Raw genomic sequence first — 21,238 nt, 5'->3', positions numbered from 1 at the left:
TCAGATCGGCGCTCTAATCCATTGTTTAAACCGCGTTTTTTGTCCGAAAACCGCTTCACACTTTTCGTGAAAACGCTCTAATAGTAGCTTCATTGATTGATTATAAAGCTTTATGACATAGTGATGGATGATATAATTGATAGAAAATATTGTTTAGGTGTTGGTGCCTCATCCAAAGCTAATAGCATTGATGCGGTAAAAGAATTACAGGAAGTATTGGATGCACTTGAAATTCAATTCTCTTATATTGCAACATTAGACAAATTTGGTCATTCTGCATGGCTACCTTATCTAGAAAGGTATTTTGCAGTGCCAATTTTTCTTTTACCAATCAGTTCTTTACTAAAATATCAACCACATATTGAAAAACCTTCATGGAAGGTTTTTCAAAAAACCGGCTATTATGGTATTGCTGAAGCTTTAGCGCTTGTCGCATTTAATGGCAACGCCAAAATCATTGTTCCCAAAACCGTTTGCTGTGGTTTTACCTATGCTATTGCATGTGGTGATTAAGTTTGACGTCTATTTTATTTGTTTTGAAACCAGCATTCATAGGTTTCAAAAATATTAGATTTGGCATGTATTATAAATTTGCAAGTCGATCAAGAGCGCCTTGTAAGATAAAGCTTGCAGCCGCAGAATCAATGCGCTCAGATCGCTTGACTCGTGACACATCCATATCAATTAGGCTGCGTTCTGCCGCAACTGTCGATAATCGTTCATCCCAATAAATAAAGGGTATATCGGTGAGTTTTTCCATGTTGCGCACAAAGGCACGCGTTGCCTGTACTCTTGGGCCACTAGAGCCATCCATATTAAGCGGCAAGCCAATAACCATAATGCAAATATTTTCTTTTTCTAAAACGCTAAGTAAATCCTGCGCATCCTTGGTAAATTTACTGCGTTTTAAAACCGGACGCGGATTGGCAAAGCTTAAACCAATATCAGAAACCGCAAGGCCAATTGTTTTAGTGCCAAGATCAAGGCCAATAATGCTTTGACCATCAACAAGATATTGAGGGGCGTTTTCAATGGTAATCACCGTCATTACGGTTTCCTTATTCTAGGGAGAACTATATTACATACGTGGATTTTAAATTTTGAATAGACAAAATCAATTGGCTATCATTTGCATAAATTATAAAAATATTCAAATCGTTAGTGGGTAGTTAAGACGATATCATCATGCTTTGACTTTTTAAAAAAAGCTATATTTAAATTGATTATAATTTAATTGTTATTTCTGTACCATTTGGCTTATCTTACTGCTTGATAAATAAAACAGCCGCTTGGCATGGTAACCAAAGATAGACCGATAGGAGAAATTTTTATGAAGATTATTTGGCTTGGACATGCGGCATTTCGCATTGAAGTAGGCTCTGCTATTATTTTGATTGATCCGTTTTTAACTGGAAATCCAAAAGCAGCTGCGCTTGATTTGGCAAAAATCACCGATGGCGTCACCCATATTGCTTTAACCCATGGCCATAGTGATCATGTTGGTGATACGGTTAGGATTGCTATTGAAAAAAATATACCTGTTACCGCCAATGCTGATTTGGGAGATTGGTTAAGCGCACAGGGTGTTGCCAAAATTTGTCCAGGCAATACCGGTGGTACGCAGCATCATGATGGTTATAGTGTTACCTTTGTCAACGCCCTTCATTCATCGGCTATGATGAATGAAAATGGCCAATCTTTTTCACTTGGAAATCCTAATGGGTTGGTTTTCCATTTTGAAGATGCGCCAACTCTATATCATATGGGCGACACTGATATTTTTTCTGATATGAAATTAATTGACGAATTACATGCGCCAGAAATTGGTATTGTACCAATTGGCGATTGTTTCACCATGGGCGGCACAGTTGCGGCCCTTGCTTGTCAACGCTATTTAAATCTTAAAACTGCAATTCCTTGCCATTATGGCACTTTCCCATTGCTTGACCAAACGGCAGATAAATTTATTGCAGGCTTAGAAGGTTCAAACACCAAGGTTGTTGAAGCAATAGTTGGTGATGCTTTAGAGTTTCATTAGAGCGCATTTCAATCTGATTGGATCAGATCAGCGCTCTAATCCATTGTTTACTCCGCGTTTTTGCCCGAAAACCGCTTCACACTTTTCGGAAAACGCTCTAATATCGGCCTTAGCCTATTCGTGTCATGCATAATTATGCGTGACACGAAAAATTTCTGTTTTATATTGGTTTAATTGTAGTTGAAGATTAATAATTTAGTTTAACGAGGCCAAATAAGATTTAACTTTGCTACAATAGCGGGCAGAAACTGGATTCATACGTTTGGCTGCATGGCCAGCATTATATTTTAAAATTGTATTGCACATATTGCCGCCGCTTAATTGATGGGCAAGGCCAAGATATTTCATTCCATATTCAATATTGGTTTGCGGGTCGTAAAGGGCCTTTGCAGAGCCACGATAACCAAGGCTACGCGCGGTTGATAGTTTAATTTGCATAAGACCAATTTCGCCTGCGCGTCCGCGAGCGTTTTTATTATAATTACTTTCGGTTTTAACCACTGCATGGGCCATATCTACTGGCACATTATTGGCGGCTGCATGTCTTTTAATAATATCTTCATAAGGGCGACTTTCGTCGTTGTTTTGCGCTTTGCTTTTATCAAGCTTTTGAGTGCGCTCAATTTTTTTATCAATTTTGGGGACAGCATTTGCGATTTGGAAGGAGGCCGCAAAAAAGGTAATTAATAAAGTTATAAAGCTTATTATTTTCATGTTTTCTGTAATCTTCTTGCTTATATTGCAAATTTTTAATAATTTGCTATTTTTCAATGGAATTAAACAATGCACGCACAAAATTATTTCAAACTATATTGTAGTTTGAGTGTGTTGAACGCCTATGATGTAGATTGGTTCCGTGGGAATATCGAAAATTTCGATTCCCAAATATGCTCGCAAAAAATGATCAATAAAAAACCTATGCAAGTTGCATCAGTTCAGAATACGACAATTGCGGTTTTTTAATCTGTTCTTTGGGCAAAAAATTTTATTAGTTTAAGGTTTCCTAAATGGCGGTCTTTCATTTGTGTGAGCACTTGCTCAACCGGCTAATCATTTTTATTGCTTACTTTATGATAGATAAAATAAGCCAAAGAAGGACTACAAAGTGATTATATTAAGTTCATTTTATGATTATTACCAATATGAAACAAGTATAGTACTATTTAGTGCAAAATGACATCTTCAATATACCAACCTGTAAGACAGCAATAATGTTGATTCTATTGGCAAAAATTCAAGGTGAATGACTAGAAGATTTTAACTTTAAGCTTTTGAAAAATGTGCTCAATAAAAAACCTCTTCATTGCAATACCTGCAATGAAGAGGTTTTTTAGCTATAAGCCAAGGCTTTTAGGTTAATCAATCATGACTCTTAATAGAATTACCGACCCTCGCGATACCACATGCCGCTTATAATCAATAAACTGATTAGCAAGGCTAATAATCCAGTATAAAGTGGATAGCTTGCAACACTAATCAGCTTACTATCGCTACTTTCACGCAAGTGAATGGTATTTTTAAGCGGCTTGGCATTATCTTTTAATATTTCGATGTTTGGTTTTGTTAAGTTCGCGTTTTTGGTATCTTTTAACCTTATTACCGCACCATTAGTAGCATCTGCAATTGGCTGTAAAAGATGGGGTGTTGAAATAAGATCGCCAAATTCAGGCGCATTAATCGGACCAACCAAGGCTAGTGTTTCAAATTCATCATTTTTTATATGAACAAGTCCAATTTCCTCGCTGCGATAATCGCCGGTAAATACGCCGTTACTCTTATTTGTATTACTTTGGTTTTTACCGCCTTGATTATCTTTGTCATTCTCAGTGCTATTATCAAGCTTTGCTTGCAAGGTTAGTTCTTGGCTTTTGCCCGATGGCAGAGTTATTTGCACTTTACCAATGCTATCTTTCATGCTTTGGCGGCGAATGTGAATATCATTGCCTTTACTGGTCGCAAAAAGTGCTTCTTCTTCAAGCTCTGGCTCTTTCATTAACCAGTGCGCTGTGCGTCGATAAAGGCTAGCATAAGGGCCGCCGCCCTCATAACCGCGCGCCCATAGCCAACCTTGGTCAGAAAGCAGCATAGCAACGCGCCCTTTATCTTCATGGGCAACAAGGAAAAGCGGCTTATCTTTAACGCCATTCATTAATATTTGCGCATTTTGGTTGGGTACAACATCTATTTGCCGTAACCAATGTCCCCATTTTGGGGGATTGACATTGCTGCCTTCAAGGCCACGAGTAATCGGATGCTTATGCCCAAGATCGGTAAGGCTTGGCAAAAAGGCCTCTTCCTCAATCATATCATTGGGAAGGGCTGGTAATATGCTAAATAAGGGTGTGCGGGCAAGTGAGTTCTCGCCGGTAAATTCTGGCCCAGTTGCCATAAGCAAGGCGCCGCCTTGTTTTACATAATTGGCCAAATAATCATAATAAATGAGCGGCAACACGTCATAATGTTGATAGCGGTCAAAAATGACCAAATCAAAATCATTAATCTTTTCAACAAATAATTCCCTTGTTGGAAACTCAATCAAGGAAAGCTGGTTCATGGGTGTATTGTCTTGTTTTTCCGGTGGTCTTAAAATAGTAAAATGCACAAGATCAACACTGGTATCGCTTTTTAATAAATCGCGCCACGTGCGTAAGCCATTATGCGGCTCGCCAGAAATCAGCAAAACTTTTAGATTTTCACGCACGCCATCAATCATAATCGCTGCATGATTATTAATGTCGGTCACTTCATCGCTTGATGCTGGGGTGGATAATTCAATAATATTATTGCCGGCATGGGGAAGGGTGATAGAAAAGCTGGTTTCTTTGCCAATTTCAACGGTTTGTTTGGATAATGTTTCGCCATTCACAGTTATGGTGACATCTGCGGTTTTGGAGTGTCCAGCAATTTTTCCTGCATCATCCACTTGCATGGATAAGTCCACCTCACGATTAGCAATGCCAAAACGCGGCGCTTTTATAAAGCGGATACGGCGATCATATTCTTCACTATTTCCGGTAATCAGCGCGTTAATCGGTGCATGAATGTTCAATTGGCTATTGGCGCCATTATGAGTCTTGCTATTGGATTGCGAGGCTGAAAGATCAGGAATATCATGCACCCGCCCATCGGTAATGAGTATTGCACCACCTTGGCGGGCAGGGGGAACATCGGCAAGGGCTTTTTCAAGTGGTCCAAAAAGCCGTGTGGCTGTGCCATCATCATTGGCTGATGGATTGCCAGCTTCGATAATGCGTGTTTCAAATTGCGGATATGTATTTAATGCGGTTTTGACATTTTCAAGCGCATCTAAAGTTTCTTGCTCGCGGTTATCCATTTTTTGGCTTTGGCTTTTATCAACAATAATTGCCACCACCGCTTTGGTTGGTTCACGTTGCTCTTGTAAAAAGACTGGATTCATCAAGGCAAGACCAAATAAAATAGCCATAATGACGCGCAAAAATGAACCGCGTTTGCGCGAAATAATGGTGATGATTACCACTAAAAAACTAATGGCAATTAATATATAAACGAGCATTATTGGCAGTAGTGGTTCAAATTCAATAGAATATTGCATTGTCTTTTTCCTACTGGCCGAGGCGTTTTAAAATTTCAGGCACATGAACTTGGTCGGATTTATAATTGCCAGAAAGCACATACATAACAATGTTTAAACCACCGCGAAAAGCCCATACACGTTGCATATTATCATCAGGAACAAGCCGATATTGCCAGTCACCCTTGCCATTATGCGCCCAAGCACCGGCAAAATCATTTGCGGTTATTAAAATTGGGCTAACGCCATCACCAGCATTGACTGGCCGGTTTTCACCATTGTTTTGGGTTGCTTCAAGCCATAATTGCGAACCGCGATATCGGCCTGGAAAATCTGGCATAATATAATAAGAACGGCCAATGACATGGTTTTGAGGTTGTGGCTCCAATGGTGGAACATTAAGCCCTGCCAAAATTTCTCTTAAACGATTGGTATTGGCTGTTGGTGAACCGTCAAGATTAAGATTTGAAGTTATTTCATCTCGTGTATCAAATAAGACTGTACCGCCTTGATGCATAAAAGCATCTATTTTGCCAATTGCTTTTTGGCTTGGCATATTGGTTGAGGCATCAATCGGCCAATAGATGAGTGGATAAAAAGCAAGCTCATCCTTATCAAGATCAAGTTCAATAACTTGCCCAGGTTCAATGGTGGTTCTTTGCACAATAAATTGGTTTAAAGCTTCTAACCCTGCCTTGCTGGTTGCGTCAATGGTATCATCTCCAGTTTTAACGTAAGCAAGATGGGTTTTACTGGCGCGCATGACAAGATCTGCTTCGCTTTGGGTTGTGCTATCGTCCGCATTTGTTGCTTGCGCTTGCGCCAAATTGGGTGCTGTCACACTCAATGCGAAGCCGCAGAAAAACACTATTAATAAGATTAAAGGTGACAAATTATTGCGCTTTAAGTTTTTGAAATTTAAGCCTCCTAAGATGAGCATGATAATACTATCAAGAATAAATAATAGGAAAGCCAGCCCCCACATAATGCCAATTAAAGATATTGTATCATTTTCGTCATAGCTATTATGGGCAATTTTTTCGCCTTTTGGCAGCTCTACTCGTTTAAAGTCACTGTCACTATTTAATAAATTAAGTGCGTAAAGTGCGTCTTGCTGCCCATAAAGACCAGGTAGGTGATCTAGACTGGCAGTGATTGGCGTTTTGCCATTAAGGCTGATAGGCTTATCGCTTGGCGATGGCGCTTGCGGAAAGCCTTCAGCATTGAATATGCGCCATGGTGCAAGCGTCTTGGTGCTGCTTTCCCCATCATTAACGCTAACTGGTTGATGGCTAAGAGCCACGAATTGGCGCAGTAAATCGACAAAAAATCCGCTTAATGGCAGGTTTGACCATTCTGGCCCAGCTGAGGTATGGACGAAAATAATGCGCCCAGCGCCACGTGTTTGCGCTGTCACCAGTGGTGTGCCATCGGCAAGATTGACCCAGCTTTTATCATGTAGATCAACAGATGGTTCAGGCAATATTTGACGCGCTATTTCAATATCTTGTGGCGGCGTAAGGGTTGCAAATGGGCTGTCGGCTGCAAATGGGGCAATGCTTTGCGGCTTGGCCCAACTCATTACACCGCCAAGATTACGCTCGCCGCGTCTTAACTTCACTGGTAAAAGACCATCATTGCTTTCTGCTGCCGCTAAATTAGGGCCAGCAAAACGCAGCAATGTGCCGCCATCATGGATAAAGCGTGCAATGGCTTCTTCACTTTGCGGCGGTATATTGGCAATATCACCAATTACCAACATTGCTGGTTTTGATGCTAATAATGTTTTGATATTTTCGTCAATATCGCCTTTTGTGCTATAAATCATATCGCCATAAGGCGCCAAAGCTTTGGCAGGATAATAAAGCGGCGATAATAAGGGTTGTGGCAATTCGCTGGTTAAGGGTGCAAGCATGGCAATGCGCCGTCTTTTATTTGATGCATCCACCGCTAAGGTTGCGCTAGCATAGGCTTTATCATCAAGGCGTAGCCACGCAATATCATTGCGGATTTCAAGCGGCGTGGTTATTTCTGCCTGACCTTTTATTGCTGAATTATCAAAATGCAATTGTGCTTCACCAATTTTGCGGCCATCACTATCAAAGGCTGAAAGTGGAATATTTTCCATTTTGCCCTCATCACTGCGAATGGCGTTAATAATCATTTTATCGCTTTGATTATTGACGCTGGTTAAGCCAATCCAATTTGCTTTGTCATTGCTAAATATTTGAAAAATACTATGGGGAATTTGCTGGATCTGATCAAAACTAGCTTTATCACTTTTTTCACTTAAACTATCAGTGAGATAGGCAATTTGTAAATCTGTTTGTAAATTTGGATTGTTTTGACCAATATTTTTAAGCCTTTCAACCAGTTTCGTGCGGTCGGCAGCAAGAGGCATTGGTTTTATAGCGTCAAGCCGACTTAAGGCGGCACTGCCAGTAAATGGGCCCGTTTCGCTATTTTGTGGCTCGTTGCTCGCTAAAATATAAATTGGCAAATTATGATTATTGGCTTCTTCGATCAATTTGCGTGCGGTGAGTTTATGGTTTTGCCAATTGGTGGCTGATGGCCAGCTATTATCAATCAGCAAAGCAAGTGCGCCTTTATTTTGCACAAGTTCCTTGTCTTCGCGCCATGAAGGTTGTGCCAAGGCAATAATAATAAGAGCAGCAATGGCAAGGCGTAATAAAACCAACCACCATGGTGACTTAGTGGGGGTTTGATCTTTCTTAATAAGGCTTGCTAAAATACGAAGCGGTGGAAAAACTTCACGTTGCGGGCGGGGCGGCGTCATGCGTAATAGCCACCAGATTGCTGGCAGCACAACAAGGCTTATTAAAATAAGAGGGGTGCCAAAGCTAAGTGGTATCATGCAATATGTCCTCGCCGAAAGCCAAGATCGGCATTCATGGCAATATTTAAGGCGCTTAAGGTTTTGGTGACTGGCTCATCGGTAAGGCTTAAGCAAAAACCCCAACCATAATGGCGGCAAATATCTTTTAAGTGAGCGCGTCTTGCGGCAAAAAGCCGACAATAATCTTGTTGATATATTTGCGCGCGTCCTGCGTCAAGTTCAACTCCGCTTTCAGGGTCTTGAAATAACACATGGCCTTGATAGGGAAAAACCTCTTCGCTTGGGTCTGATATTTGTATGAGGTGAACGCGAATGTTAAGTTCTGCAAGCTTGGTAAAGCGTTGTTCCAAAACGCTCATATCATCTAGAAAATCGCTGGCGATAATAAGATGGCTGTAGTGGCTTAATACTGACAAATCCATGCTAATAGCTGCAGGCTGATGATTAACAAGGCTTATTGCCATGTGCTCTGCCCCATTGCGTGCTGAAATGGGCGGTAAAATAGAAGGTATGGCAATGCGCTCGCCATTTTGCGCAAAAACTTCACCTAAAATAAGAGTTAGCAATAAAGCGCGTTCTTCTTTTGAATGTTCGCAAAATTTTGATTTATACTGCATGGAGGGGCTTTGATCTGGCCATAAAAACACTGTTTGTGCCGCCTCCCATTCGCGGTCACGAATATAAAGCGTATTATCGCGGGCAGAACGGCGCCAATCAATGCGGCTTGCAGATTCACCGCCATCATAAGGGCGAAACTGCCAAAAATTATCGCCACTTCCTTGTTTGCGTTTGCCATGCCAACCGCCCAAAATGCTCATCGCAATTTTGCGGGCATGAAGAACCAGCGCGCTGATTTGGCGGGCATCCTTTCCAGCATTAGCTAGAATGGAGTTTACCTTAATTGGTGGAGTAAGCGCGCCGATGGCCATTAGCTTTGTGCCTTTACCAAGTCAGCAATAATGCGAGATACAGGAATGTTTTCAGCCCGCGCTGTAAAATTAAGCGCCATGCGGTGTTGTAAAACAGGTTCAGCCAAAGCATAGACATCGTCAATTGAGGGGGCAAGTCGGCCTTGATATAGGGCACGTGCACGTACGCACAAGGACAAGGCTTGCGCAGCGCGTGGGCCGGGTCCCCATGAAATATATTTTTGGGCAATTGCATTATCGCTATCAGGACGGGCAGAGCGTACAAGTTTTAAAATTGCATCAATAACCTGCTCACTCACGGGCATTTGGCGAATGATTTTTTGCATTTCAATCAAACGATGTGATGTAATAACCGCTTCCGCCTTGGTATCATTAATGCCGGTTGTTTCAACCAAAATGCGCCGTTCAGTATCAAGGTCTGGATAATGGATATTAATTTGCATTAAAAAGCGGTCAAGCTGTGCTTCAGGAAGTGGATAGGTTCCCTCTTGCTCAAGTGGGTTTTGGGTTGCAAGCACATGGAAAGGGCGCGGCAAGTCATAGCGGCTACCAGCAACGGTGACATGATATTCTTGCATGGCTTGCAATAATGCCGATTGAGTGCGAGGTGAAGCACGGTTGATTTCATCGGCCATTAGCAATTGTGCAAAAATTGGTCCTTGAATATAGCGAAAATTACGCCGCCCATCTTCGCCTTCTTCCATCACCTCAGAACCGATAATATCCGATGGCATAAGATCGGGAGTAAATTGGATGCGCTTTTCATCTAAGCCAAGTACTCGTCCTAAAGTTTCAACAAGGCGCGTTTTAGCAAGGCCGGGGACGCCAACAAGCAAAGCATGGCCCCCAGCCAGAACGGCAGTAAGTGCAAGCTCGACAATTTGTTCTTGGCCAAAAATAACTTTGCCAATGGAACCGCGAATTTTTTTCAATTCATCATGAACGGCATCCGCCTTTGCAATAATATCCTCATGGGATGAAGCATCGCTTGTAGCTTGTTCATTATTGTCTTCCATTGTCTGATTCATGTCGTCCTCAATACCAAGTGAATATCGTGCTTTTTGCAATAGCATCATTATTGTAATATGTTCAAAGTGACTTTATTGGCTTTTGATAAATAATCCATTGAAAAAACGTCAACAATGACTATTTCATGACTTCTTGCCCAAATTATGTAAAATCTTTGCACTAAAATATCTATAAAGATATCGACCGACCGTTAAACTAAGGATATTCCAACAATTATTTTTGACGTAGGATTAATAAACTAATAAAAATATCAATGGTTTGGTTGATAAAACTATGTGAGATGCTGCAAATTTTATCGCTTATTGCAATAAAATAATGCAAATGAGTTTGCAATGAAGGAATGCAAATGGGTAACGATTTTTCATTAGCTGATTTTACCAAACGTTTTTATAAAAAAGAGCAATCCATTGTTCATACCCATGATGACGCTGCAAATTTTAACAGTGATCTTTCCATTTCTTATCACCTTATGGGTGCTGCCAATAAAGCCGAGCCTATTGATTATCATGCCCCAACTTGGAAAAAAGCGGCGGTATTAATCACCGTAATTGACCACAATGACGGTGCAAAAATCCTATTTACCGAGCGTTCTTCAAAATTGCGCAATCATTCAGGGCAGATTTCTTTCCCCGGTGGGCGTGTTGATTCTAGCGATAAGAATGATATTGATGCGGCTTTGCGTGAAGCGCGTGAAGAAATAGCTTTGCAAGATGATAATGTTGCTATTTTAGGAAAATTGCCAAGTTATTTTACGGGTACAGGTTATAAAATTGCCCCGATTGTTGCAGCCTTACAAAAACAGCAAGATTTTATCGCTAATCCCACCGAAGTCGAAAAAATATTTGAAGTACCAATGGCTTTTTTGATGGATCCTAAAAATCATCAAAAAATGCATAAAGAGATTGATGGTAAACAACGCTCTTGGTACGCGCTTTATTATAAAGACTATGTTATATGGGGCGCAACGGCTGGTATGATTGTGCATCTTTATGAAAGGCTTTATGCGTGAAATTAACCAAAGACAAAGCAAATTGGCTTTTTGATGAAAGACTACAAAAATTGCTAAAAGTTTTAGGTAGTCAAAATGGCGAGGCACGCATTGTTGGTGGTGCTGTGCGTAATGCTTTAATGGGCAAGCCAATTAACGATATTGATATTGCCACCACCCATTTGCCAGATGAAACAACGCGCCTTGCGCAACAAGCTGGTTTTCATGCTGTGCCAACTGGCGAAGGCTTTGGCACCATTACCGTGGTGGTAGATCATCACCCATTTGAAGTTACAACCTTACGGCAAGATGTAACAAGTGACGGCCGTCACCCAAGTGTGGTTTTTGGTAAAAACTGGCAGGTGGACGCACAACGGCGTGATTTTACTATTAATGCGCTTTATTGCGACCATGAAGGGGTCATTTATGATGATGTCGGCGGGCTTGCTGATATTGAAACGTCAACATTACGTTTTATTGGCAATGCGGAAGACCGCATCAAAGAAGACTATTTGCGCATTTTGCGGTTTTTCCGCTTTTTTGCCTTTTATGGTAAAGGCCGCCCAGATGTGGAGGGCTTAAAAGCGTCCGCACGATTGAAAGATGGCCTAAGCAAATTATCGGCAGAACGTATCTGGGCAGAGCTTAAAAAATTGCTAAGCGCCAAAGACCCAAGCCGCGCTTTATTATGGATGCGCCAAGCTGGCGTTTTAACTGCTATTTTGCCCGAAAGTGAAAAATGGGGCATTGATTTTATTCATGGCTTAATTGCTAGTGAGCAGCATTTTGGCTGGGATGTTGATCCATTTTTGCGTTTAGAAGCGATTATTCCACCCGATGCAGCACGGGTTTCTACCCTTGGTAACCGCCTAAAACTTGCTAATATCGAAAAAAAACGTTTGTCGAAATGGGCATTATTACCAACGCCAAAATCCAGCGATGCCGACATACTGATTAAAAAGTTGGTTTACCAAAATGGTGCGCAAGCAATGCTTGATCATTTGCGATTAATGCAAGCTAAAGCGCGAAGCTACGGTATTGATGAAGCCCATAATGCAAAGGGCGAGGCGGCTTTGATTGAGGCTGCCAATTATGGGCGAATGATTGACTTGGTTGAAAATTGGCCCGTGCCAGAAATGCCAATAAGCGGTGAAGATTTAATTGCGCTGGGCATTGAGCCGGGGGTTAAAATAGGTCAATTGCTTAAAGAAATGGAACAAAACTGGATTGATAGCGGCTTTTTAGCAAAACGAGACGCGTTATTAAAAGATTTGAATCTTTAGCCATAATCTACTTAAGGAATGTTTCTAAAAGCAGGAGCCATTAAATTGAATGAAAATTTATTATATTCTGAGATGAACATCCCTTGTTATATTTTGTTACTATTTAGCTCGTTCATTGGCTGATTTGCCCAAGCAATATTAGCAATTAAACCCAACTGATCGAAGATCGGTATATTTTTATAAAAGCGTCTTCCGCTACGCTATTGATTATAAAAGTGACACCCTTATTGTTAGGCGTCTGCATCACTGTCTATGATGCCTATTATTGGGGCAAGGAATTTAACATACACTTACAGCATTAATTAACAAGGTATGTTTCATTTTAATAGGAAAACTTGGCTTGTAAGTATATATGGATAGTATAGATTTGTAAAAAAGGTAGCAACAAGGTTAAATATTGAGGGACATTATGGCGGGTGAGAACCAAGTTAAACAAGAAAATAAGTCGCCCCGTAAACATAAGGTGTTATTTGCTTTTATTGTGCTTGTTTTGGTTCTGGGGCTTAGTTTCTTTACTATTTTTAAAACCAAAAAAGATAGTGAAATTATTTTAAAGGTGGTGAACGAAAAAATAGATAATACTTCGCCAAGAACCGATAGATATTTTAAAAATGCAGATCCAATTGTTTATCAACTAGCCCGCAAGATTGAAAAAAAAGAACCAATCACGCTTGAAGATGTCGAAATCTTACCTGAAGGCACTCTTAACGCCCGCTATGACAATGATATAACATTGCTGTTTTTAGCTCTAACCGCGCGTAATTTACAAGCTATTGATGTGCTTTTGGCGGCAGGTGCAGACCCTTATATGATTGATAGGCCATCGCAAGGGTCAGCAAGAGATTTCACTTACTATACAGCCACGGTTACTATGGTCAAGCCTGATTATAGTTTTGACCCAGAGGCAACTGAGAAATTTCGTTACGAATTAACAGAAATTTATCTTAAAAATGGTGGTAAAGCCGATCATATCATTCCGGCGAAAAATCCACTTTCACTCCTATTTATGCATGCTCTAAAAAGAAATTATGATGCAGTTAAATTGCTTATTGATCAGGGTGCTGATCCACTTTGGATAGGAAGTCTCGGTCACTCAACTATAATGTCATTAGCAACTGAATATGATGAGGAAAGCCGCAAGCTTTTAAAATATATAGTTTGTAAAGGCTATTATAAAAATGCAACATATGAGCAGGTTAATGAAGCTATTAAGTGGTTTGCTCCTAGCGGTCCGAAAAATATTGCAAGGGAGCATGATTTAAAACAATTATCTATGCTTATTTTAAAAGAAAACCCAGACTTTAAAGATAATCGCTACACGGAAGAAGCATTTGCTGGACTAATTCCTTGGCAAGAAATCCGTGATATGAAAACAAGCGAAGTTTGCCATGACTAATACGACGACTAAGGTTATGGGTGGTCAAAAGCTTTGTAGTTATAGAGAGGGATATGCTATTGATGTTATTATTATTTGTTGGCATAAAATATGAGAGCTTGAGGCTATCTTTACTTATTTTCGTTTGGCATGGCTATTATAACAAGATTAAAGAACAAATTTTTTGTCGAACGAGGAATGATTTTATAGCCGATTTTAATATTTAATACTTTGATGTGATAATCAATATGCAGGCTAGGGCCGAATATCTTAACTATTTGTAAGCTGCCGGGGTTTGGGATATTTTATTGGAGCATGCCATCAAAGGTTGACTATAGTACAATTAACTCCAGTTATCATAGATTTGGAGCAAAAAGCATCTAACTTTTATTTTTTCAGTTTGGAAAGCATAACGCATATTTGTTGAGTTAATTGGTGGGTGATGCAGGGATCGAACCTGCGACCCGCTGATTAAGAGTCAGCTGCTCTACCAACTGAGCTAATCACCCTTACCAAATCAGTCACACGACTTGTGTGGCGATCTATAAACATCAAAAAACATCATGTCTAGTCCATAATTTATTTTTTTTCATTTTTTTGTCATAATCCATAATTTTTCAGGCGGAAATTTTCAATTTGCATTATCGTTTATTAAAAACCATACATAGCCTCTTGATAGTTTTAACAAAAAATATCATTATAGACACTGTATTTTGTTTCCAACTTCGGCTTTGACGATTTTTTCCAAAGCTGTGTTATTGAAAAGGTTGATCGAGCGTAATGCCCGGCACATCATGTGAAGACCCTGCAAGCAGTATGAGGCGGCATTTAATGTCGCCATTTTTTCCTTATAAAAACATTAGTTTAGCAAAAAAAGTTAAATCACTGAAAAGCCAAACCGCTTTCGGCTTCAATGCTATTCTTTCTTCTATTTCAAGAAGCATCAAAAAACATTTTTCAGAAAGCAGATTGCTTGAATAGCCAAGTATTCTGCGAATCAAACTAAAAATTTAAATTTCTTAAATGTTATTTTTTGGCAAGATTTTTAATCTTGTACTATTTATATAAGACAGCAGGATAAAATTATGGAATGGATTGCCGATCCCCATGCTTGGCTAGGCTTGGTAACACTGATTTTTCTCGAAATTGTACTTGGTATTGACAACCTTGTTTTCATTGCAATTCTTGCAGAAAAACTGCCGCCACACCAACGTAACCGCGCCCGACTAACCGGCCTTTCGCTGGCGCTTGTCATGCGCCTTGGCTTACTACTTATTATCGGCTGGGTTATTTCACTAAAAGAAACTATTTTTTCTATCGGTGAATTTGAATTTAGCTGGCGCAGCATTATTCTGCTTATTGGTGGTGCGTTTCTGCTTGCCAAAGGCACATTAGAACTGCATGAGCGGCTTGAAGGTGATACTCATGACAAGAAAACCAACGCCACACATGCGATATTTTGGCAAGTTATTGTGCAAATCGTTGTGCTAGATGCGGTATTCTCGCTAGATAGTATTATTACCGCCACTGGCATGATCCCCCATGAACAAATGGCGGTTATGTATATTGCGGTTATTGTTGCTATGGGCGTGATGATGTGGGGTTCTGGCCCATTGATGCAATTTGTTAACCGCCACCCAACCGTGGTTATTCTTTGTCTTGGCTTCTTGATGATGATTGGTTTTAGCCTTATTGTTGAAGGACTTGGCTATCATATCCCCAAAGGCTATCTCTATGCAGCTATTGGTTTTTCTATCCTTATCGAAGCCTTTAATCAGATTGGCCGGCGCAACCGCGAAAAATTGGTGTCCACCAATGATCTGCGTGAGCGTACAGCCGGCGCTGTGTTGCGCTTGCTTGGCGGCGGCCGCAATGAGGGTAACCTTGCTGAAACCGTTGATGTCATAGCCGAGCAATCGGCGGCGTCTGAAGTCTTTAAGCCAGAAGAAAAGCAAATGATCCGCTCGGTGCTTGATCTTGCAGAACGTCCCGTGCGCTCGATCATGTCGCCCCGTCAAGAGGTGGAATGGCTTGATGTTTCAAGCAGTGACGAAGAAATGCGTAAGGAAATTCCAAATTTTCGCCATACACGCATTGTACTTGCCCATGAAAAGGTAGATGAATTTGTTGGTGTTGCCCTAACCAAGGATATTTTACTGAGCTTGGCAGAGGGCAAAAAAATCGATTGGCAAAAAGCCATGCGTCAGCCGTTGGTTGTTCATGAAAATACCAATGTCTTGCGCCTTATGGAACAATTACGCCGCTCACCCATTCAGCTTGCCATTGTTGTTGATGAGCATGGCTCTTTTGAAGGCGTTGTAACCCCAACTGATATATTAGAAGCGATTGCTGGCGACTTCCCTGATGATGAGGAAGAACAAATGCTGGTGGAGCGTGATACTGACAATAGTTTGGTGGTTGAAGGCTATGCAGATATTCGTCGTTTAAGCGGTTTTCTTGACTGTGATCTTGTTGATGACAATGACCGCTATACGACCCTTGCCGGCTATATGCTTTGGCAATTTGGCCATTTGCCAAGCCTTGGCGAATCATTTGAAGCACAAGGGCTGCGCTTTGAAGTGATTGAGCTTGAAAGACGCAATATTAGTAAAGTTCGCATTAGCCAAATAAAAGATAGTGATGCGGATGCATTAAATTAAAAAACTAGAATATTCACCAATACTCCCCTTGTGGAAACAGCAAATCTTCACACCACAAGTCTTCACAAGGGGAAAATAGAAAAAACACACAACAAGTTTTAATTCAAAACTCAATAAATAAAGGTCATTTATATTTAAGGTGTATAACACTCCTATTACCTATGGCTATATATGGTGGCGTGTAATCCCTAACTTGTATTATATTATATAAAAACCGAAAATTTTCAAAAGTGTATATTGGATTTTTATTTTAGAAAAAAATTATACAAAATAAAAAATGCAACTATCCATAAAAAAATTGTTTTATCCATTGTAAACTCGTTAATTATTATTGCATATAGCTTTATTAATGTTATAGACATAGTCTACAAATATAGTTGTCGCAGTTTTATTAATTGTTAAAGTTAAAGTAGGATACGCAATGATTGTTAGCCCAGATAAGGATGTTATCGTAGGGGTGGGTGGACAAGTTTCAGCTCCATTAGTTGATTCCCAAAATTATGTAATCACATCTGGCATGGCCAGTATAAGCAATTATGCTCAATGGGGAAATGATCTCATTGTTCAATTTTCCTCTGGCGAGGAATTGCGCATCAATAACTTTTTCATTAATGGGCCAGCTTTTCATAAGTTAATGATTGTGGAAAACGGCAACCGGATTGAAGTCGATTTTACCAAAGCAGTTACCAATGAGGGTGACGGTATTGATGATAGTCTTATCCAATATTCGCAATTGGGTGAATCCTTATCGGTTGCCACATTGCTTGGTATTCTGGGTGGTGCAGCTGTAGGCGGCGCTGGTATTTATTCTGTATTTGGCAAGAGCGGTGATGATAATGACAATAGCTATACGGCGCCAACCGCAACCGTTGGCCGTCCAGATTCGCCAGATGCCGATATTATTAATGATGATAAAAACCCTACTGAAGTAATCAGAAATGGTGCATCAACCAATGATAATACGCCGACCTTGCAGGGTGAAGATGCCGTTCCGGGTGCTCAAATAGCAATTAGGGTTAATGGTGGTGATCCAGTCTATGTAACTGTTGGGCAGGATGGTAAATGGAGCTATACTTTCCCACAGCTTGCAGATGGCGTTTATAATGTAGTCATTACTCAGACCAATGCAAGTGGCGCCACGAGTGAAGAAACCAGTTTACAATTTACGGTAGATACTATTGCCCCAGACGTCCCACAGCTTGAAACTGTTAATGACAATGTGACACCTACCGGCACCATTGCAAATGGCGGTATCACTAATGATGCAACACCTGAATTTAAAGGCACTGCCGAAGCTGGGTCTAAAATTAGTATTTATGTCGATGGTACGGTTGTTGGCACAACAACAACGGGCAGCGATGGTAAATGGTCGATTGAGCTTGGAACAAACCTTTCTGACGGTGTTCATAGCGTTCAAATTACTGCAACTGACGCTGCAGGAAATGAGAGTGGCAAAACGAGTGAATTTTCATTTACTGTTGACACAATTGCTCCCTCTGCAATTAGTGCCTCCTCCATTTATTGGAGTGATGCAAACGGCGGCGATGCAACACAATTTACAACCGGTACCACCGTCAATTCAACTGTACGCAAAGTCGTTCTTTCCGGCATAGCCAATGCTGTAGGCGCTGGCTATGATGCTAAATGGATTGAGATTTTTGATAATGGCATTTCTATTGGCCGAGCAGAAATTGGCACAGATGGTAAATGGCAGTTTTCACCTGAAAATGATCTTAGCCTCGGATCACATAATTTTAGTTTTGAAGCGATCGATGCTGCAGGTAATCGCAGTTCTAGAACCAATGTTGCACAATTTATCGTTTCAGCAACAGCAACACCAACTTCTGCCGACGCTACGGACACAAGCAGCACGCCAGATGATGGTTCAGCAAGTGCTAGTGCTGATACAGTTTCATCAGACAATAACACTGATGATAATTCCGGCAATACGCGCATCGCTGCAGTTAATCCAAGCAGCAGTGATGATGTTCAATCCGATGATAGCGCTTCATCGCAGCAAAGTGACACTTCTAGCAGCTCTAGTGATGAATCAGCAAATCCATTCTCTTATCGTTTGGGCAACTTTTTGGATGAAAGCGATGCAACTGCAAGCGGCCAAGCATCTTCAAGCGAAGATAGCCAAAACGCGGACAGTGCTTCTGCCAATGATGCATCAGCAAATGATACAATTACACCAACAAGTGATATTCTTGGTGAAATTGGCATCGATGTAAGCGACAACGACAGCCAAGCAGCAGATGCTCAAAGTGCAGATAGCCAAAATACAGATGTTGAGGTTAGCAGCGATCAAAATAGCAACAGCCAAGCAGATGATGTTCAAGCTGACAGTGTACAAGCTGACAGTGCTCAGGCCGATGAGGTTCAAGGTGCAGATAATCAGGCTTCTAATGATGCTTCTGATTTAACCATTGACGATCTATTAGATGGTGATACCAGCGTTGCTAATAATGAAAGCTATAGCGACATTCCTGCCTTTGACGCATTTAGTAGTTCGCAAATGCCAAACATCTATGATGAACAACATTTGAGTTACGTCTAGTAACAAAAATGACTTGAGCATGATCTTTGTTTTTGAGGTCGTCTTGTAAAATCAATATGATATAGAAGCAGCTTTACCGAAATTTACGGTGAAGCTGCTTTTTTATTAATAAAACTTAGACTAATAGACTGTTCTGGGGCTATGAATTTGTTTTGCGTTAAGGGCGCCGAGCATATATCAATTATTATAGTAACCTTAAGGTCTATTTTTACCTGTCACAGCAATTGTCTTGTATTCATACGTTTTAAAATACTTGATTAAGTGGCGGCATTTAGAGATTTGGGAATCATTTGAGGTTGAGATTTTTGGTCAAGTTTTTTGCCAAACACTAAGCTTTAGCTTTATATTTTTGATCTTTTCCGGATGTTGTTTGCGCCCAAACCTTTAATAATCTACAAAATGCCAAAATGCATATCCTTTATGGTTATTGTAACGTTAATGATATCTATGCGCGGGTAGGACCAAGACGTAAAAATATGTCGATTGCTTTGAGGTACCCCGCGAAACTACGACCAATTTACCTTTTATCCGTTGCGAACTTTAGTTTAAAAGATTTTTTTCCATATGCCCTTACGCTAAGAGCTATATTGGAATTAGAATAATGGATGGTAAAAAAAATTCATCATTTAAAATCTATGTTGTTTAAAAAGATCACATGGCTTTGCTTTGTGTCGTCATATTGCATAGTTTTTCAAATGTGCAATTGCTTCAAGTAATTTATATTAAAGATGATATGGGCAATCTTTTCCTTAATACAGTTTTCAATTCACTTTTTTGCGAAAGTAGAAAAGAAATATAGTTTATTGAGTTATCTAAATTAAAATAAGCTTAGGTCCAGTGTTTTTATTTATATCCTTCTGGATTTTTTACCTGAAAATTCCACATATCAGCACACATTTTGCTTAAATTCCTATTGGCTTCCCAGTTTAAAACTCTTTTTGCAGTTTCAGGATTTGCATAAAATTCGCCAATATCGCCAGCACGGCGGGGACCTATTTCATATTTAATGTCGCGATTTGAAATATGCTGAAATTCTTTTACAACCTCCAAAACGCTGTAGCCACGGCCGCAGCCGAGATTAATGATTTCGCAATTTGGTTCATTGGTAAGTTTTAAGGCGCTAACATGGCCTGCCGCTAAATCCTCAACATGGATGTAGTCGCGGATACCTGTACCGTCACGGGTGTTATAATCATTTCCCCATATCATTAAGCGATCCCGCCGTCCTGCCGCAACTTGTGCAACAATTGGCATAAGATTATTCGGAATACCTTTTGGGTCTTCGCCAATTAAGCCGCTTTCATGAGCGCCCACTGGATTGAAATAACGCAGTATAACAAGACTCCAGTCAGGTTGACTAGTGTATAAGTCGCATAGCATATTTTCAACGGTCAGCTTCGTTCTGCCGTAAACGCTTTCTGGGGCGAGGGGGTGCTTTTCATCATAAGGAAGATAAGAAGGGGTGCCATAAACGGTTGCCGTTGATGAAAAAATTAATTTTTTTACGCCAACTCGTTGCATCGCTTGCAAAAGCCTTAAAGTACCACTCACATTGCAATCATAATAAAGGAGTGGTTTTTCTGCAGATTCGCCAACGGCTTTTAATCCAGCAAAATGAATGACCGCGGTGCATTTATGGCGCGTTAATACAGATTCCATAAATTCTCGGTCGCGAATATCGCCAGGTTCATTAATGACAGTGCGTCCGGTGATTGTCTCAATTCGCCTAATAACTTCTGGATGGCTGTTATCGTAATTATCAACAATTACCACATTATAACCGGCATTTAGAAGGGCTACGCATGTATGGGAACCAATGTAACCGGCGCCACCTGTCACTAAAATCGTCATTTAATCATCCATTATGATATTAACTGCAACTATTTTAAATAGCAGGAATATTTCTATTTGTAAAAATTAAAACAAGTCAATTGAAAACTATCATCCATATGTTTACTTAGCTATA

At 40.4% G+C, this 21,238-nt stretch carries 14 protein-coding genes and 1 tRNA gene; 7 read left to right on the top strand and 8 right to left on the bottom strand.

The features are described 5' to 3' along the window. The first annotated feature begins 123 nt into the window (after nucleotides 1-123). Entirely contained in the window at nucleotides 124-513 is a 390-nt protein-coding gene (locus H3299_RS07310; RefSeq protein ID WP_182417047.1) for a cobalamin biosynthesis protein, read from the top strand. 70 nt (nucleotides 514-583) lie between these two features. Here H3299_RS07310 and ruvX read toward each other — a convergent pair whose 3' ends face one another. After that, on the bottom strand, nucleotides 584-1,048 hold the full coding sequence (gene ruvX, locus H3299_RS07305) for a Holliday junction resolvase RuvX (protein ID WP_182417046.1): 465 nt from the start codon (nucleotides 1,046-1,048) through the stop codon (nucleotides 584-586). Nucleotides 1,049-1,330: 282 nt separating this feature from the next. On the opposite strand from ruvX, the gene H3299_RS07300 reads away from it, so the two are divergent. Next, the gene (locus tag H3299_RS07300; protein WP_182417045.1) at nucleotides 1,331-2,038 is read left to right on the top strand and encodes a metal-dependent hydrolase; all 708 of its coding nucleotides are present in this window, start codon (nucleotides 1,331-1,333) and stop codon (nucleotides 2,036-2,038) included. Nucleotides 2,039-2,233: 195 nt separating this feature from the next. Here the strand turns inward: H3299_RS07300 and H3299_RS07295 are convergent, their stop codons facing one another. The 5 genes from H3299_RS07295 to H3299_RS07275 all read right to left on the bottom strand — a co-directional run bounded on the left by H3299_RS07295 (nucleotide 2,234) and on the right by H3299_RS07275 (nucleotide 10,393). Next, nucleotides 2,234-2,752, bottom strand: a complete 519-nt coding sequence (locus H3299_RS07295; RefSeq protein ID WP_182417044.1) for a lytic transglycosylase domain-containing protein — start codon at nucleotides 2,750-2,752, stop codon at nucleotides 2,234-2,236. A gap of 667 nt (nucleotides 2,753-3,419) precedes the next feature. Beyond that, on the bottom strand, nucleotides 3,420-5,612 hold the full coding sequence (locus H3299_RS07290; protein ID WP_182417043.1) for a glutamine amidotransferase: 2,193 nt from the start codon (nucleotides 5,610-5,612) through the stop codon (nucleotides 3,420-3,422). A 10-nt stretch (nucleotides 5,613-5,622) separates the two neighbouring features. Next, nucleotides 5,623-8,466 (bottom strand): DUF4159 domain-containing protein, encoded by a 2,844-nt coding sequence (locus H3299_RS07285; protein ID WP_182417042.1) that lies wholly within the window; start codon nucleotides 8,464-8,466, stop codon nucleotides 5,623-5,625. After that, nucleotides 8,463-9,377: a DUF58 domain-containing protein gene (locus H3299_RS07280; RefSeq protein WP_182417041.1), complete on the bottom strand. Its 915-nt coding sequence runs from the start codon at nucleotides 9,375-9,377 to the stop codon at nucleotides 8,463-8,465. The genes H3299_RS07285 and H3299_RS07280 overlap by 4 nt, the downstream gene beginning before the upstream one ends. Next, entirely contained in the window at nucleotides 9,377-10,393 is a 1,017-nt protein-coding gene (locus H3299_RS07275) for an AAA family ATPase (RefSeq protein WP_371739836.1), read from the bottom strand. The genes H3299_RS07280 and H3299_RS07275 overlap by 1 nt, the downstream gene beginning before the upstream one ends. 359 nt (nucleotides 10,394-10,752) lie before the next feature. On the opposite strand from H3299_RS07275, the gene H3299_RS07270 reads away from it, so the two are divergent. From H3299_RS07270 to H3299_RS07260, 3 genes are all read left to right on the top strand, one after another. Next, the gene (locus H3299_RS07270) at nucleotides 10,753-11,415 is read left to right on the top strand and encodes a CoA pyrophosphatase (RefSeq protein WP_182417039.1); all 663 of its coding nucleotides are present in this window, start codon (nucleotides 10,753-10,755) and stop codon (nucleotides 11,413-11,415) included. Continuing rightward, nucleotides 11,412-12,677 carry a CCA tRNA nucleotidyltransferase gene (locus H3299_RS07265; RefSeq protein WP_182417038.1) on the top strand — a complete coding sequence of 422 codons (1,266 nt, stop codon included), beginning with the start codon at nucleotides 11,412-11,414 and terminating at the stop codon, nucleotides 12,675-12,677. The genes H3299_RS07270 and H3299_RS07265 overlap by 4 nt, the downstream gene beginning before the upstream one ends. A gap of 409 nt (nucleotides 12,678-13,086) precedes the next feature. Continuing rightward, nucleotides 13,087-14,073 carry a hypothetical protein gene (locus H3299_RS07260; protein ID WP_182417037.1) on the top strand — a complete coding sequence of 329 codons (987 nt, stop codon included), beginning with the start codon at nucleotides 13,087-13,089 and terminating at the stop codon, nucleotides 14,071-14,073. A gap of 412 nt (nucleotides 14,074-14,485) precedes the next feature. Here the strand turns inward: H3299_RS07260 and H3299_RS07255 are convergent. After that, nucleotides 14,486-14,561: transfer RNA gene (locus tag H3299_RS07255), tRNA-Lys, on the bottom strand. Between the two features lie 576 nt (nucleotides 14,562-15,137). On the opposite strand from H3299_RS07255, the gene H3299_RS07250 reads away from it, so the two are divergent. Together H3299_RS07250 and H3299_RS07245 are read left to right on the top strand one after the other, a co-directional pair. Then, the gene (locus tag H3299_RS07250) at nucleotides 15,138-16,712 is read left to right on the top strand and encodes a TerC family protein (RefSeq protein WP_182417036.1); all 1,575 of its coding nucleotides are present in this window, start codon (nucleotides 15,138-15,140) and stop codon (nucleotides 16,710-16,712) included. 421 nt (nucleotides 16,713-17,133) lie between these two features. Then, nucleotides 17,134-19,272 carry an Ig-like domain-containing protein gene (locus H3299_RS07245; protein ID WP_182417035.1) on the top strand — a complete coding sequence of 713 codons (2,139 nt, stop codon included), beginning with the start codon at nucleotides 17,134-17,136 and terminating at the stop codon, nucleotides 19,270-19,272. 843 nt (nucleotides 19,273-20,115) lie between these two features. On the opposite strand, the gene galE is transcribed toward H3299_RS07245, so the two are convergent. Continuing rightward, nucleotides 20,116-21,123, bottom strand: coding sequence for a UDP-glucose 4-epimerase GalE (gene galE, locus H3299_RS07240; protein WP_182417034.1), 1,008 nt, complete (start codon nucleotides 21,121-21,123; stop codon nucleotides 20,116-20,118). Nucleotides 21,124-21,238: the final 115 nt, after the last annotated feature.

This window comes from Bartonella sp. HY038 (assembly GCF_014117425.1).
Taxonomy (GTDB): domain Bacteria; phylum Pseudomonadota; class Alphaproteobacteria; order Rhizobiales; family Rhizobiaceae; genus HY038.
This window is presented reverse-complemented; position numbering and strand designations above follow the sequence as displayed.

Bases quoted from the DNA above. Each gene is read 5' to 3' on its own strand.
- H3299_RS07280 (WP_182417041.1), bottom strand. From the start codon at position 9,377: ATGGCCATCGGCGCGCTTACTCCACCAATTAAGGTAAACTCCATTCTA.
- H3299_RS07260 (WP_182417037.1), top strand. From the start codon at position 13,087: ATGGCGGGTGAGAACCAAGTTAAACAAGAAAATAAGTCGCCCCGTAAA.
- H3299_RS07310 (WP_182417047.1), top strand. From the start codon at position 124: ATGGATGATATAATTGATAGAAAATATTGTTTAGGTGTTGGTGCCTCA.
- H3299_RS07250 (WP_182417036.1), top strand. From the start codon at position 15,138: ATGGAATGGATTGCCGATCCCCATGCTTGGCTAGGCTTGGTAACACTG.
- galE (WP_182417034.1), bottom strand. From the start codon at position 21,123: ATGACGATTTTAGTGACAGGTGGCGCCGGTTACATTGGTTCCCATACA.
- ruvX (WP_182417046.1), bottom strand. From the start codon at position 1,048: ATGACGGTGATTACCATTGAAAACGCCCCTCAATATCTTGTTGATGGT.
- H3299_RS07300 (WP_182417045.1), top strand. From the start codon at position 1,331: ATGAAGATTATTTGGCTTGGACATGCGGCATTTCGCATTGAAGTAGGC.
- H3299_RS07270 (WP_182417039.1), top strand. From the start codon at position 10,753: ATGGGTAACGATTTTTCATTAGCTGATTTTACCAAACGTTTTTATAAA.
- H3299_RS07245 (WP_182417035.1), top strand. From the start codon at position 17,134: ATGATTGTTAGCCCAGATAAGGATGTTATCGTAGGGGTGGGTGGACAA.
- H3299_RS07275 (WP_371739836.1), bottom strand. From the start codon at position 10,393: ATGGAAGACAATAATGAACAAGCTACAAGCGATGCTTCATCCCATGAG.
- H3299_RS07290 (WP_182417043.1), bottom strand. From the start codon at position 5,612: ATGCAATATTCTATTGAATTTGAACCACTACTGCCAATAATGCTCGTT.
- H3299_RS07285 (WP_182417042.1), bottom strand. From the start codon at position 8,466: ATGATACCACTTAGCTTTGGCACCCCTCTTATTTTAATAAGCCTTGTT.
- H3299_RS07295 (WP_182417044.1), bottom strand. From the start codon at position 2,752: ATGAAAATAATAAGCTTTATAACTTTATTAATTACCTTTTTTGCGGCC.